This is a genomic window from Agromyces tropicus, from assembly GCF_039531345.1.
GTDB lineage: Bacteria > Actinomycetota > Actinomycetes > Actinomycetales > Microbacteriaceae > Agromyces > Agromyces tropicus.
Map to the genome: position 1 here is coordinate 1 of NZ_BAAAPW010000009.1, position 12,941 is coordinate 12,941.

The following is a 12,941-nucleotide window of genomic DNA, read 5'->3' on the forward strand; positions in this document are numbered from 1 at the left end:
GCGTTCGTCCTGAGCCAGGATCAAACTCTCCAAAAAAAATGGTTCAACCAACCCCGAAAGGAAGGTCAAGTTCAATCACTGACAGAGAAACAACTGACTTCAAAAAATCAAATTGTCCATCAATCAAAGAAATCACCGCCCACCCCAAAACGGAGCGGGACGGGGTTCAAAAAAATGGCATTGAACATAGTGCACGCTGTTGAGTTCTCAAGGAACGGACGCACCCGGTTCACGACCGCTCGTGGCGAGTCGATCATCCGAAGCGATGTTCGTCATTCACCCGGGGATCCCGTGGGACCGGTCCGGATGCTTCGAACCCCGGGACCACGAGGATCAGGGGGTTCGGGATCGTGCCGCTTGAGGAGGTGGAGCTTCTCGCTTCACTCGCTCCTTTGGGGCAACGAATGAATACTCTACGTAGCGCCGGGCCCTCCCGCAACTCGGCACTGCATCCCGGGCGTGTCGCGCCTCATCGGGCCCATTCGGGCGGATCCGAGCCCCACGGCCGGGGCGCCTCGCACCATGCCGTGGGACCGCCCGGTGCTGCGATCGCGGGCGCCGCCAGGCGCTGCGTTCCCGCGGGGCCGGACAGGTTCACGGCCAGGGCCTCGCGGGCGTCCACGTCGAGTCCGGGCGGTGCCGGCTGCGCGGTGCGGGGCATCCCCAGCAGTTCCGCCGCAGTGCGGCGCAGCGACATCCGCGCGAGCCAGGCGCCGCCCTCCGCCGACCGGCGCTCGAGCAGCGAGGTCACCGCCGCCGCGAGCAGGTATCCGGTCGCGTGGTCGAGCGCCTGGGCGGGCAATGCGCCCGGTCGATCGCGGTCCCCCTCGACGACGGCGATGCCTGAGGACGCCTGCACGAGGCTGTCGAACCCGCCGCGCTCCCCCGCCTCCGCGTCGAACCCCCAGGCGGACAGCTGGGCGACGACGAGGCCCGGCCGTCGCTCGGCGAGCCGTGCGGGATCGAGCCCGAGCCGCTCGAGCGCCGCCGGGCGGTAGCCGAGCACCACGACGTCGGCCCGGCCGAGCAGGTGCTCGAAGCGCTGGGCGTCCGGAGCCTGCCGAAGGTCGAGCAGCGTGGTGCGCTTGCCCGGGCCGCCCTCGAGGTGCTGCCAGCCGATCTCGGCGGGCTCCGGCGGATCGACCCGGAGCACCTCCGCTCCGAGCAGGGCGAGCGTGCGCGTCGCGACCGGCCCGGCGATCACGCGGGTGAGGTCGAGCACGCGGACGCCGGAGAGCGGCGCGGGTGCGGAGCCCGACCGGCGGGTGCCCGTCGGGTCCGTGTCGTCGAGGCGGGCGACCTCCACCAGCGGACGCCGTCGCCACGCGGCATCCGCTGCCGGATCCTCCGGCGCCACGGCGACGCACATGCCGCCGGCCCCGGTCACGGCCTCGGCGAGGTCGTCCGCCGCCCAGGTCGCGACGGCTGCATCGACGTCGTCGGGGGTGGGTGACGCGTCCGGCGCGAACCCGAGCACGCGACGGAGCGCCGCCGCATGGTGCGGGTAGTTCCCGTGGGTGCGCACCCAGCCGTCGCGCGCCCGTCGGAAGCCCGACAGCGGCGACCAGACGTCGGGCGCGACGCCGTCGAAGCGGGCCACCCGTTCGCTCTGGAACGCCGCCGCGATGCGCGGCCCGTCCAGTCGGATCGACCGCGGCGACGCGGTGCGCGCCCAGCCCGCGAGGCTCGCCGCGGCGACCGACGCGACGGCGAGGGCCGACACGTCGACGTGCGCGGGCAGCGGCGCATCGGGCAGTGGCGCGAGCGCGTCGAGCTCCCCGGCGTCGCGATCGAGCTCCGTCCAGACGCGAGCGAGGAGCCGGTCGGCCGCCTCGCGCGTCACGGTCGGCCTATCGCACGAAGACGCCCGAGAGCGTCTTCTTCCCACGACGGAGCACGGCCATGCCGCCGTTGCCCGCGCGGTCGCCGATGGTCGCGGCGTCGTCCTCGACGCGCACGTTGTCGACCGACACGCCGCCCTGGGCGATCGCCCGGCGGCCCTCGCTCAGGCTGGAGACGAGGCCCGTGTCGACGAGCAGCTGCACGACCGTGGCATCCGCCGCAGCCTCCGTGTGGGGCAGTTCCCGCAACGCCGCCTCGAGCGTGCCGTGGTCGAGCCCGGCGAGCTCGCCACGCCCGAAGAGCGCCTCGGATGCCGCGATGACGGCGGCCGTGGCCTCCGGTCCGTGGACGAGGGTCGTGACCTCGTGCGCCAGGACCCTCTGCGCCTCGCGGCGGAAGGGCTCCTCGGCGACCTTCCGCTCCAGCTCCTCGATGCGCTCGCGCGAGAGGAAGGTGAAGACCTTGAGGCGGTCGATCACGTCGGCGTCGTCGGCGTTGAGCCAGAACTGGTAGAAGCGGTACGGGCTGCACATCTCGGCGTCGAGCCAGATGGCGTTGCCCTCGCTCTTGCCGAACTTCGTGCCGTCGGAGTTCGTGATGAGCGGCGTGCCGATCGCGTGCACGTGCACGCCCTCGACGCGGTGGATGAGGTCGGTGCCGCTCGTGAGGTTGCCCCACTGGTCGCTGCCGCCGGTCTGCAGCACGCAGCCGTACTGGCGGTAGAGCTCGAGGTAGTCGAACCCTTGCAGGATCTGGTAGCTGAACTCGGTGTAGCTGATGCCGGCCTCGGAGTTCAGGCGCGAGGCGACCGCGTCCTTCTTCAGCATGGTGCCCACGCGGTAGTGCTTGCCGATGTCGCGGAGGAAGTCGATGGCCGACAGGCCCTCGGTCCAGTCGAGGTTGTTCACCATGCGGACGGCGTTCTCGCCCTCGCCCGAGAGGAACCGACTGACCTGCGCGCGGAGCCGGCCGACCCACTCGGCGACCGTCTCCTTCGTGTTGAGCGTGCGCTCCGCCGTCGGGCGGGGGTCGCCGATGAGGCCGGTCGAGCCGCCCACGAGGCCGAGCGGGTGGTGCCCGGCCAGCTGCAGCCGGCGGAGCGTCAGGATCTGCACGAGGTTGCCGAGGTGCAGGCTGGGCGCGGTCGGGTCGAACCCGCAGTAGTACGTGATCGGCCCGCCGGCGAGGAGTTCCTTCAGGCTCGACTCGTCGGTCGAGACGTGGACGAGTCCGCGCCAGCGGAGCTCCTCCCAGACGTCGTCGAACGAGGGGTCGTTCTGCTGCGTGGCGAGGATCGCTGGGTCGGACACGACAGCAAGGCTAGCAGCGGGCCCTCGACCCGCAGTCGCATGCGTCAGCCTTGATTCGACGGATTGAAGCCTGTAGACTTCAACACTGATCCTGAAGCCTGAACCCTTCATCAAGGACGGAGTCGCGATGTACGTCGTCACCGCCGACCAGGTCGACAGCCGCACCGACGTCGACCGCTCCGAAGCCATGCGCGACCACCTGCAGGAGCGGTTCGGCGACGTGCTCCGCCTCCCGGTCGACCAGACGGCCGGAGACGAGCTCCAGCTGCTCACCGCCGATGCCGAGGCGGCGGTCGACGTGATCCTCGAGCTCGCCCGCGACGGCCACTGGAGCATCGGCCTCGGCGTCGGCGAGGTCCGCGAACCGCTGCCCGATGCCGTGCGCAAGGCGACCGGCGAGGCCTTCTTCGCCGCGCGCGAGGCGGTCGAGGCCGCGAAGCGCGCCGACGCCCGCTTCGCGCTCCGCGCGCCCTCCTCCGACGCCGTCCCGGTGCCGCCGGACGACGTCGAGGCGATCGCGCGCCTCCTCCTGCTGCTCCGCGACCGCCGCACCGCTCAGGGCTGGGAGGCCGTCGACCTCGTGCGCGACGGGCGATCGCAGAAGGACGCCGCCGAGCGGCTCGGCATCTCGGACGCCGCGGTCAGCCAGCGGCTGCGCACCGCGATGTGGTCCGCCGACGCCGATGCGCGCCCGGCGCTCGTGCGACTCGTCGCTATGCTCGACGCGACCCCGGACCCGAACCCGGGACAGATGCGGAGGACCACGTGAACGTCGTCGCAGCGATGTCGGTCGTGGGATGGGTGGTGATCGTCGGCGCCCTCGCCGCCGCGGCGGTCCTCTCCGTCCTCGCCTACCTCCGGCCGCGCCCGACCCCGCTGTGGTCGGCCGCCGGCTCCCTCGGCCTCGCGATCGTCGCGGCGTCGACCGTGCCGGACGACGTGCCCGCCGTCGCGGCACCGCTCGCGGGCCTGCTCGGCATGGTGGTCGCCGTCTTCGGCGGCAGCCCGGCCGCGGCGACCGCGCTGCAGCTCGCCATGGGCTCCAGCACGCCGCCCGGTGCGCACGGCGGCATCCTCGTCCCCGTCCGCTCCGACGAACCCGCCGCACCCGGCGTGGTCCCCGCCCGGCGGGAGGTCCTGCGCGGCGGCCTCACGATCGGCGTCCTCGAACGGCTCGCCGCGGCGGGCACGATCATCGCGGGCTTCCCCGAGGGCCTGGCCATCGTCGTGGCCGTCAAGGGCGTCGGCCGGTTCACCGAGCTCGACGCGCCCGAGGCGCGGGAGCGGTTCATCATCGGCACCTTCGCGAGCCTCATCTGGGCGTGCGCCGCCGCCCTCGCCGTCCACCTCGCCGTGCGCTGACCCTCCCGCACGACGGAGGCGGTCGGGCGCCACTGCGGGCCGCCGCGGCCATGCGGACGCCGCGGCATCCGCTCAGTGCGACCGCGGATGCCGCCGGTAGGGCGAGACGCCGGGATCTCCCGGGAGCCAGAAGCGCCACGGGTACCCCGCCGCGCCGCCCGGCCCGCTGACCCCGGTGCGCGGCCCGGTCGCGTACGGCAGCGGATCCACCGGCACCTCGAGCGAGAACGGCGGGGCGAGCAGGTCGGCGCCGTTCGCGGTCAGCGGCACCCCGAGCGCCTGCGCGAGGCGAGCCGGTCCCCTGGCGAGATCGCGCTCGGTCGACCGCGGGCGCCGCGCCTGCGCGAGCGCGACGCCGTCGACGACCGTGCCGCCGCGCAGCAGGATTCCGCCCGACGTGCCCGGCGCCTCGGCGACGACGTTGAGGCACACGTGCATGCCGTAGGTGAAGTACGCGTAGAGTCGCCCGCCTTCGCCGAACATGACCGCGTTGCGCGGCGTGCGCCCCCGGAACGCGTGCGAGCCCGGGTCGACGCCGACGCCGCGGTAGGCCTCGACCTCGGAGAGCCGGACGGCGACGCGCCCGTCGTCCGCCTCGAACGCGAGCACCGCGCCCAGCAGCTGCGGGGCGAGCGACACCGGGTCCCGCCGGAACCACGCGCGCTCGGGGACCCGGAGCCCGGCCGCCGGCCGCGGCATCCGCTCGTCCTCGATCATGCGGCGCCGACCGTCAGTTGTCCGCTCCCGGCAGGCTCGTCACGAGGTGCCGCACCCGGTCGGCGAGCGCGGCGAACTGCGCGTCGACGCGGGCGGGCGCCGTGCCGCCGATGCCGTCGCGGCTCGCGACGGACCCCTCGATCGTGAGCACCTCGCGGACCTCGGGGCGCAGGTGGCGCGAGATCCCCAGCAGCGCCTCGTCGTCGACCTCGTGCAGCTCGAGCCCGTGCTCCTCCGCGTACCGGACGAGGGCGCCCGTGATCTCGTGCGCGTCGCGGAACGGGACCCGGCGCTTGACCAGCCACTCGGCCACGTCGGTCGCGAGCGAGAACCCGGCGGGCGCGAGCTCGGCCATCCGCTCGACGTGGAAGGTCAGCGTCGCGATCATGCCGGTGAATGCCGGCAGGAGCACCTCCAGGGTCTCGACCGAGTCGAAGACCGGTTCCTTGTCCTCCTGCAGATCGCGGTTGTACGCGAGCGGCAGGGCCTTGAGCGTCGCGAGCAGCCCCGTCAGGTTGCCGACGAGGCGCCCCGACTTGCCGCGCGCGAGCTCGGCGATGTCGGGGTTCTTCTTCTGCGGCATGATCGACGAGCCCGTCGAGTACGCGTCGTCGAGCGTGACGAAGCCGAACTCGCGCGTGTTCCAGAGGATGACCTCCTCCGAGATGCGGGAGAGGTCGATGCCGATCATCGCGGCCACGAACGCGAACTCGGCGACCACGTCGCGGCTCGCGGTGCCGTCGATCGAGTTCTCGGCCGGGTGCGCGAGCCCGAGGTCGCGGGCGACGGATGCCGCGTCCAGCCCGAGCGTCGACCCGGCGAGCGCACCGCCGCCGTACGGCGACACGTCGGCGCGCTTCATCCAGTCGACGAGGCGCTCGAGGTCGCGGGACAGCGCCCAGCCGTGGGCCAGCAGGTGGTGCGCGAGCAGCACGGGCTGGGCGTGCTGCAGATGGGTGCGCCCGGGCATGATCGCCGTGCGGTGGGCGTCGGCCTGCGCCGAGAGCGCGTCGATCAGGTGCACGAGCATGCGGCCGATCGTGACCGCGTGGTCTTTCAGGTACAGCCGCACGAGGGTCGCGATCTGGTCGTTCCGGCTGCGGCCCGCGCGCAGCTTTCCGCCCAGCTCGGCGCCGACCTCGTCGATGAGCGCCGCCTCGAGGGCGCCGTGCACGTCCTCGTCGGAGTCCGCGGCGACGAGCTCGCCCGAGACGACCTTCGCCTCGAGCGCGTCGAGGCCGACGAGCATGCGCGTCAGCTCCGCCTCGTCGAGGTACACGGCCGCGGCGAGCGCGCGGGCGTGCGCGCGCGAGCCGGCGAGGTCGTACGGGGCGAGCTGCCAGTCGAAGTGCGTCGACTTCGACAGCCGCTGCAGCTCCGGCGACGGGCCGCCGGTGAAGCGGGCGCCCCAGAGCGAGCCCTCGTTCGTGCCGTGCTGGTCCGCCATGCTCACGCGTCCTTCCGTGCCAGGAGCCACACGAGCAGCGCCTTCTGCGCGTGCAGCCGGTTCTCCGCCTCGTCCCAGATGATCGACTGCGGTCCGTCGATGACGTCCGCGGTGACCTCGTAGCCGCGGTCGGCGGGCAGGCAGTGCAGGAAGACCGCGTCGGGCTTGGCGAGCGCCATCGTCTCGGCGTCGACGGCGTAGGCGCCGAAGGTCGCGACGCGGTGCGCCTTCTCGTCCTCCTTGCCCATGGAGACCCACGTGTCGGTGACGACGACGTCGGCCCCGGCAGCGGCCTCGGCCGCGTCGGTGTAGAGGGCGACCGAGCCGCCCGTCGTCTCGGCGATGCGGTCGGCGTCGGCGACGACGGATGCCGCGGGCGCGAACTCCTCGGGCGAGGCGACGCGCACGTGCATTCCGGCGGTCGCGCCGGCGAGCACGTAGGACTGCGCCATGTTCGACGCGCCGTCGCCGAGGAAGGCGACCGTGAGCCCGGCGAGCGAGCCCTTGTGCTCGCGGATCGTGAGCAGGTCGGCGAGGAGCTGGCAGGGGTGGAAGTCGTCCGACAGGGCGTTCACGACGGGCACGGTCGTGCCCTCGGCCATCTCGACGAGGCCGGCCTGCGCGTAGGTGCGCCAGACGATCGCCGACACCATGCGCTCGAGCACGCGGGCCGTGTCGGACGGGGTCTCCTTGCCGCCCAACTGGCTGTTCGCGGTCGAGATGATGAGCGGCGAGCCGCCCAGGTCGGCGATGCCGACCGCGAACGAGACGCGGGTGCGGGTCGAGGACTTGTCGAAGATGACGGCGACGGTCTGCGGGCCGGCGAGCGGGGTCTGCGACCAGCGGTCGGCCTTCAGTCGCTCGGCGAGGTCGAGGATCTCGGCCTGCTCCGCGGGCGTGATGTCGTCGTCCCGGAGGAAGTGGCGGGTCATGGGGCTCCGTTCTGCGCGGGGCGAGCGGGGGTGGTCAGAGGGTGTCGGCGACGGCGGCGAGCGCTCGGCCGAATCGGTCCTGGAACTCGTCGAGCTCGGCGTCGCCGATGGTGAGCGGCGGCGCGATGCGGATCGTCGAGTCGTTGGCGGCGTTCACGATGAGGCCGGCCTCCATCGCGGCCGCGGAGACGTGGCCGGCGACGGGCTCGGCGAGGGCGACGCCGACGAGCAGGCCGCGTCCGCGGACGCCGGCCACGAGCGGTGACCCGAGGCCCTCCACGCGCTCGCGCAGCTGGATGCCGCGGCGCGCGGCGTTGCCGACGAGGTCGGCGCCTTCGATCTCGTCGAGCACGGCGCCCGCGACCGAGGTCGCGAGCGGGTTGCCGCCGAAGGTCGAGCCGTGCTGGCCCTTGGAGAAGAGGTCGGACGCGTGGCCGAACGTCACGAGGCCGCCGATGGGGATGCCGCCGCCGATCCCCTTCGCGACCGTGATCGCGTCGGGCAGGATGCCCGCGTGCTGGTAGGCGAACCACTCGCCGGTGCGCCCGGCGCCGGTCTGGATCTCGTCGACGATGAGGAGCGCGCCATGGCGACGGGTCAGCTCGCGCGCCGCCTCGAGGTACCCCGGGGGCAGCTCGAGCACGCCGGCCTCGCCCTTGATGGGCTCGAGGATGAGCGCGGCGACCGAGTCGTCCATCGCCGCCTCGAGCGCCTCGACGGTCGAGGGCAGGTGCGTCACGCCGCCCGGGAGCGGTTCGAAGCCGTCGCGCATCGCGGGCTTGCCGGTGAGTGCGAGCGAGCCCATGGTGCGGCCGTGGAAGGCGTCGACGAGGGCGAGCACGCGCGTGCGCGCGCCGCCGGAGTTGTTGCGCCGGGCGAGCTTGAACGCCGCCTCGTTGGCTTCGGCGCCCGAGTTGCCGAACCACACGCGACCCGCGTCGCCGGCGCCCGACAGCCGGGTCAGCCGGTCGGCGAGCTCCATGGTCGGCCGCGTGGCGAAGTAGTTCGAGACGTGGGCGAGCGTCGCCGCCTGGCGGGAGACCGCCTCGACGAACACCGGGTGCGCGTGCCCGAGGGAGTTGACCGCGATGCCGGCCAGGAAGTCGAGGTAGCGCGTGCCCTCGTCGTCCCAGACCCACGCGCCCTCGCCGCGTTCGAGCCGCGCCAGCGGCGCGCCGAGCGTGCGCATCATCCGGTGCGCGTAGTGGTCGCGCCAGTCGTTCGAGCCGGTCACGACGTCGCTCCCGCGGCATCCGCCGTCGCTGCGGCATCCGACATCGCCACGACCTCGGTGCCGATCCCCTGCCTGGTGAAGATCTCGAGCAGGATCGAGTGCGGGACGCGGCCGTCGATGATCGCCGCCTTCGGCACACCGCCGGCGACGGCCTCGAGGCACGCCGTCATCTTCGGGATCATCCCGGACTGCAGCGACGGCAGCAGCGCCTCGAGCTCCGCGACGTCGATCTCGGACACGAGCGAGTCGCGGTTCGGCCAGTCGCGGTAGAGGCCGGCGACGTCGGTCAGGATCACGAGCTTCGCGGCGCCGAGGGCGACCGCGAGCGAGGCGGCCGCCGAGTCGGCGTTCACGTTGAGGGACTGGCCGGGTCGGTCGATGTCGGGGGCGATCGAGGAGACCACCGGGATACGGCCGGCGTCCACCTGGGCGAGCACCGCCTCCGGGTCGACCTCGACGACGTCGCCGACGAGCCCGAGGTCGACCTCGACGCCGTCGACGAGGGCGCCGCGACGGCGGCCGCGGAACAGGCCCGCGTCCTCGCCGGAGAGCCCGGCCGCGAGCGGACCGTGCTCGTTGACGAGGCTGACCAGCTCACGGTTGACCTGCCCCGAGAGCACCATCCGGACGACGTCCATCGTCTCGGGCGTCGTGACCCGGTAGCCGCCGCGGAACTCGCTGGCGATGCCGAGCCGGTCGAGCATCGACGAGATCTGCGGGCCGCCGCCGTGCACGACGACCGGGCGGATGCCGGCGTAGCGGAGGTAGACCATGTCCTCGGCGAAGGCGCGCTGCAGCTCGGGGCTGACCATCGCGTTGCCGCCGAACTTCACGACGATCGTCTCGCCGTGGAAGCGCTTCAGCCAGGGCAGCGCCTCGATGAGCGTGGCGGCCTTGCGCGCCGCGACGGCCGCGTCGCTGCGTGCATCGCTGTCGTCCGCTCCGTCGCTGCCGGCGTCCGGGTCGGGGTCGGGGTCCGAAGTCATCTGCTCCTCGTCCATGTCAGCTCGAGTACGCGCTGTTCTCGTGCACGTAGTCGTGCGTGAGGTCGTTCGTGCGGATCGTGGCCGTCTCCTCGCCCGCGTGCAGCTCCACGACCACGTGCGTCGCACGCGGCGTCAGGTCCACCTCGTCGCGCGGCCGGTCCGGGCGACCGGCGTGGCACACCCGGACCCCGTTCATCGTGACGTCGACGAGGTACGGGTCGAAGTCGGCGGAGGTCGTGCCGATCGCCGCGAGCACGCGGCCCCAGTTGGGGTCGTTGCCGAAGATCGCGGCCTTGAAGAGGTTGTTGCGCGCCACCGAGCGGCCGACCTCGACCGCGTCGTCCTCGGTGACCGCACCGCGGACCTCGATCGCGATGTCGTGGCTCGCGCCCTCGGCGTCGGACTGCAGCTGGAGCGCGAGGTCGGCGCACGCGGTCGTCAGCGCGTCCGCGAACGTCTCGGGATCGGGCTCGACGCCCGAGGCGCCCGAGGCCATCACGGTGACCTGGTCGTTGGTCGACATGCAACCGTCCGAGTCCAGCCGGTCGAACGTGACGCGCGTCGCGCGTCGCAGCGCGGCGTCGAGCCCCTCCGCGTCGACCACGGCGTCGGTCGTGAGCACGACGAGCATGGTCGCGAGGCCCGGCGCGAGCATGCCGGCGCCCTTGGCCATGCCGCCGATGCGCCAGCCGTCGACGACGACCTCGACGGTCTTCGGTCGCGAGTCGGTCGTCATGATGGCCCGCGCCGCGTCGTCGCCCGCCGCCTCGTCGGCAGACAGCCGGTTGACCGCCGACAGGACGCCCTCCTCGAGCACCTCGCCGTCGAGCTGCTCGCCGATGAGGCCGGTCGAGCAGACCAGCACGTCGCCCGCGGCGACCTCGAGGGCGGATGCCGCGGCCTCGGCGGTGCGGTGGGTGACCTGGAAGCCCTCGGGGCCGGTGAAGCAGTTCGCTCCGCCGGAGTTCAGCACGATCGCCGCGACGGTGCCGTCGCGGACCACCTGCTCGGACCACAGGATGGGGTTCGCCTTCGCCCGGTTGGACGTGAAGACGGCCGCCCCGCTCGCGAGCGGGCCGCGGTTCACGATCACGGCGAGGTCGAGTGCCCCGGAACGCTTGATCCCGGCGGCGATGCCGGCGGCCTCGAATCCGGAAGGTGCGGTGACGCTCACGGTGCGACTCCGTTCACGGGGAGTCCGGTCGCCTCGGCGAGGCCGAGGGCGATGTTCGCGGACTGGATGGCGGCACCTGCGGTGCCCTTGACGAGGTTGTCGACCGCGGTGACCACGACGACGCGGCCCGCCGCCTCGTCGACGGCGAGGCCGATGAGCGCCGTGTTCGCGCCGAGCACGTCGGCCGTCCGCGGGAACTGCCCCTCGGGCAGCAGCTGCACGAACGGCTCCCCCGCGTACGCGTCCTCCCAGGCCGACCGGACCGCCGCGGCATCCGTCCCGGGCACGATGCGGGCCGTGGAGGTGGCGAGGATGCCGCGCGACATCGGCACGATCACGGGCGTGAAGGAGATCGTCGGCGAGGCCGCGCCTGCCCAGCGGAGCGCCTGCTGGATCTCGGGGATGTGGCGGTGCGTGCCGCCGACGGCATACGGGTTCGCGGAGCCGAGGATCTCGGAGCCGAGCAGGTGCGCCTTCAGCGCGCGACCCGCGCCGGACGGCCCCACCGCGAGCACCGAGACGAGGTCGGCGTCCTCGATGACGCCGGCGCGGATGCCTGGCGCGAGCGAGAGCGCGACGGTCGACGCGTTGCAGCCCGGGGCGGCGATCCGGCGCGTGCCGGCCAGCCGCGAGCGCTGCGTGCTGGACAGCCGCGGCAGCTCCGGGACGCCGTACTCCCACGCGCCGTGGAAGTCGCCGCCGTAGAACGCCGCCCAGTCGTCGGCCTCCTCGAGCCGGTGGTCGGCGCCGCAGTCGATGACGAGGGTGTCGGCGGACAGCTCGGCCGCGATCGCGCCCGAGGCGCCGTGCGGCAGGGCGAGGAAGACCACGTCGTGCCCGGCGAGGGTCGCGGGCGAGGTCTCCTTGAGCGTGAGGTGCGTGTAGCTGCGCAGGTGCGGCTGCACCGCGGTGAGCGGCTGGCCGGCGTTGGAGTGCGCGGTCACGGTCCGCACGTCGAAATCGGGATGGTCGGCGAGCAGGCGCAGCAGTTCGCCGCCCGCATAGCCGGACGCGCCGGAGACGGCGACGGTAAACGTCATGGAATCCACCTTATGGGCTGTTCGAGGAGGGGTTACGGCTCCGGCGACGCCCGGGACGGCAGGCTCAGGCCGTCGCGGGGGTCGCCTGGATTCGGCGCCCGCCCCGACGTCGGCCGCGCAGCACGACGGCACGCGAGACGCGTGCGAGGTCGGCGGGCCGGACGGTGGACATGCAGCGACCATATCGGGACGCCGCGCCCACCGCCAATCGAGGGACGACCGATGACGCCGGCTGCGGCGACGACGGGCGCGGCAGGGGCGCGCCGGTCAGACCTCGTCGCCCCTGGCCATCACCCAGGCGCGGTCGACCAGGGCCTCGAGCGCGTGCCGGTCGATCGTGTCGAGCCGGCCGATCCAGAGGCAGCCGGCACCGACCTTCACCTTGCCGAGCCGATCGATGAGCTCCTCCGCACCCGGCGTCTGCAGGCCGTAGAGCGAGACCGACGCCCTGCGCGGCGAGAACCCGACGACCATCCAGTCGCCCTCGCGACCCGTCGCGTAGCGGTAGTGCTGCAGGCCGTATCCGACGATCGACGGTCCCCACATCACGCCGTCGGTGTCGGTGACCCGGTCGAAGAGCTCGCGCAGCTCCAAGCCGTCCGCACGTCGACCGGCGGGTTCGACCGCCTCGAGGAACTCGGACACCGAGGCATCCGTCGGCTTCGTCTTCGGTTCGGCCATGCTCCACGGTACCGCCGCCGGCGGGCCGCCGGGAGACCCCGCGCGAGGGACGGCGGAATGCCGCGAGGACGCCCGCCGGTCGTGCCGGCGGGCGCCCTCGTGCAGGCGGACGTGCGACTAGCTGTGATGTCCAAGGACGTTGTTTCGGGACACGGCCCTGATCTGCTGAAAGGCGAAGACCTCCGGTTGTGAAGTGGAGCTGTTCAAGGAACCGCT

Annotated in this window: 13 protein-coding genes; 3 read left to right on the forward strand and 10 right to left on the reverse strand. The window is 72.9% G+C overall.

Annotated features, from left to right (window positions below; all coding sequences use genetic code 11):
• The coding region (locus ABD230_RS18970) for a hypothetical protein (protein WP_344378963.1) at positions 1-203 on the forward strand (203 nt) is incomplete at its 5' end.
• Positions 204-469: 266 nt separating this feature from the next.
• Here the strand turns inward: ABD230_RS18970 and ABD230_RS18975 are convergent.
• Positions 470-1,843: a CoA transferase gene (locus ABD230_RS18975; protein WP_344378966.1), complete on the reverse strand. Its 1,374-nt coding sequence runs from the start codon at positions 1,841-1,843 to the stop codon at positions 470-472.
• A gap of 7 nt (positions 1,844-1,850) precedes the next feature.
• A complete protein-coding gene (gene tyrS, locus ABD230_RS18980; RefSeq protein WP_344378969.1) occupies positions 1,851-3,152 on the reverse strand; it encodes a tyrosine--tRNA ligase in 1,302 nt (433 codons plus the stop codon).
• A gap of 127 nt (positions 3,153-3,279) precedes the next feature.
• Between tyrS and ABD230_RS18985 the strand changes: the two genes are divergently transcribed.
• Together ABD230_RS18985 and ABD230_RS18990 are read left to right on the forward strand one after the other, a co-directional pair.
• Positions 3,280-3,921 carry a DNA-binding protein gene (locus tag ABD230_RS18985; RefSeq protein WP_344378970.1) on the forward strand — a complete coding sequence of 214 codons (642 nt, stop codon included), beginning with the start codon at positions 3,280-3,282 and terminating at the stop codon, positions 3,919-3,921.
• Positions 3,918-4,514, forward strand: a complete 597-nt coding sequence (locus tag ABD230_RS18990; RefSeq protein ID WP_344378972.1) for a hypothetical protein — start codon at positions 3,918-3,920, stop codon at positions 4,512-4,514. Before ABD230_RS18985 ends, ABD230_RS18990 begins: the two co-directional genes overlap by 4 nt.
• 72 nt (positions 4,515-4,586) lie before the next feature.
• On the opposite strand, the gene ABD230_RS18995 is transcribed toward ABD230_RS18990, so the two are convergent.
• The 8 genes from ABD230_RS18995 to ABD230_RS19030 form a co-directional block, all read right to left on the reverse strand.
• Positions 4,587-5,231 carry a DNA-3-methyladenine glycosylase gene (locus ABD230_RS18995; RefSeq protein ID WP_344378974.1) on the reverse strand — a complete coding sequence of 215 codons (645 nt, stop codon included), beginning with the start codon at positions 5,229-5,231 and terminating at the stop codon, positions 4,587-4,589.
• Between the two features lie 13 nt (positions 5,232-5,244).
• On the reverse strand, positions 5,245-6,678 hold the full coding sequence (gene argH, locus ABD230_RS19000; protein ID WP_344378976.1) for an argininosuccinate lyase: 1,434 nt from the start codon (positions 6,676-6,678) through the stop codon (positions 5,245-5,247).
• Between the two features lie 2 nt (positions 6,679-6,680).
• Positions 6,681-7,610 carry an ornithine carbamoyltransferase gene (gene argF, locus ABD230_RS19005; RefSeq protein ID WP_344378979.1) on the reverse strand — a complete coding sequence of 310 codons (930 nt, stop codon included), beginning with the start codon at positions 7,608-7,610 and terminating at the stop codon, positions 6,681-6,683.
• Between the two features lie 34 nt (positions 7,611-7,644).
• Positions 7,645-8,844 (reverse strand): acetylornithine transaminase, encoded by a 1,200-nt coding sequence (locus tag ABD230_RS19010; protein ID WP_344378980.1) that lies wholly within the window; start codon positions 8,842-8,844, stop codon positions 7,645-7,647.
• Entirely contained in the window at positions 8,841-9,830 is a 990-nt protein-coding gene (gene argB / locus ABD230_RS19015) for an acetylglutamate kinase (protein ID WP_344378983.1), read from the reverse strand. The genes ABD230_RS19010 and argB overlap by 4 nt, the downstream gene beginning before the upstream one ends.
• Positions 9,831-9,846: 16 nt before the next feature.
• Complete coding sequence (argJ, locus tag ABD230_RS19020; RefSeq protein WP_344378986.1) at positions 9,847-11,004, reverse strand: bifunctional glutamate N-acetyltransferase/amino-acid acetyltransferase ArgJ; 1,158 nt, start codon at positions 11,002-11,004, stop codon at positions 9,847-9,849.
• Positions 11,001-12,044, reverse strand: coding sequence for an N-acetyl-gamma-glutamyl-phosphate reductase (gene argC, locus ABD230_RS19025; protein WP_344378988.1), 1,044 nt, complete (start codon positions 12,042-12,044; stop codon positions 11,001-11,003). The genes argJ and argC overlap by 4 nt, the downstream gene beginning before the upstream one ends.
• 267 nt (positions 12,045-12,311) lie before the next feature.
• Positions 12,312-12,725: a DUF1801 domain-containing protein gene (locus tag ABD230_RS19030; RefSeq protein ID WP_344378991.1), complete on the reverse strand. Its 414-nt coding sequence runs from the start codon at positions 12,723-12,725 to the stop codon at positions 12,312-12,314.
• Between the last annotated feature and the right edge of the window lie 216 nt (positions 12,726-12,941).

Bases quoted from the DNA above. Each gene is read 5' to 3' on its own strand.
- ABD230_RS18985 (WP_344378970.1), top strand. From the start codon at position 3,280: ATGTACGTCGTCACCGCCGACCAGGTCGACAGCCGCACCGACGTCGAC.
- ABD230_RS18995 (WP_344378974.1), bottom strand. From the start codon at position 5,231: ATGATCGAGGACGAGCGGATGCCGCGGCCGGCGGCCGGGCTCCGGGTC.
- argH (WP_344378976.1), bottom strand. From the start codon at position 6,678: ATGGCGGACCAGCACGGCACGAACGAGGGCTCGCTCTGGGGCGCCCGC.
- argF (WP_344378979.1), bottom strand. From the start codon at position 7,610: ATGACCCGCCACTTCCTCCGGGACGACGACATCACGCCCGCGGAGCAG.
- argB (WP_344378983.1), bottom strand. From the start codon at position 9,830: ATGACTTCGGACCCCGACCCCGACCCGGACGCCGGCAGCGACGGAGCG.
- argC (WP_344378988.1), bottom strand. From the start codon at position 12,044: ATGACGTTTACCGTCGCCGTCTCCGGCGCGTCCGGCTATGCGGGCGGC.
- ABD230_RS19030 (WP_344378991.1), bottom strand. From the start codon at position 12,725: ATGGCCGAACCGAAGACGAAGCCGACGGATGCCTCGGTGTCCGAGTTC.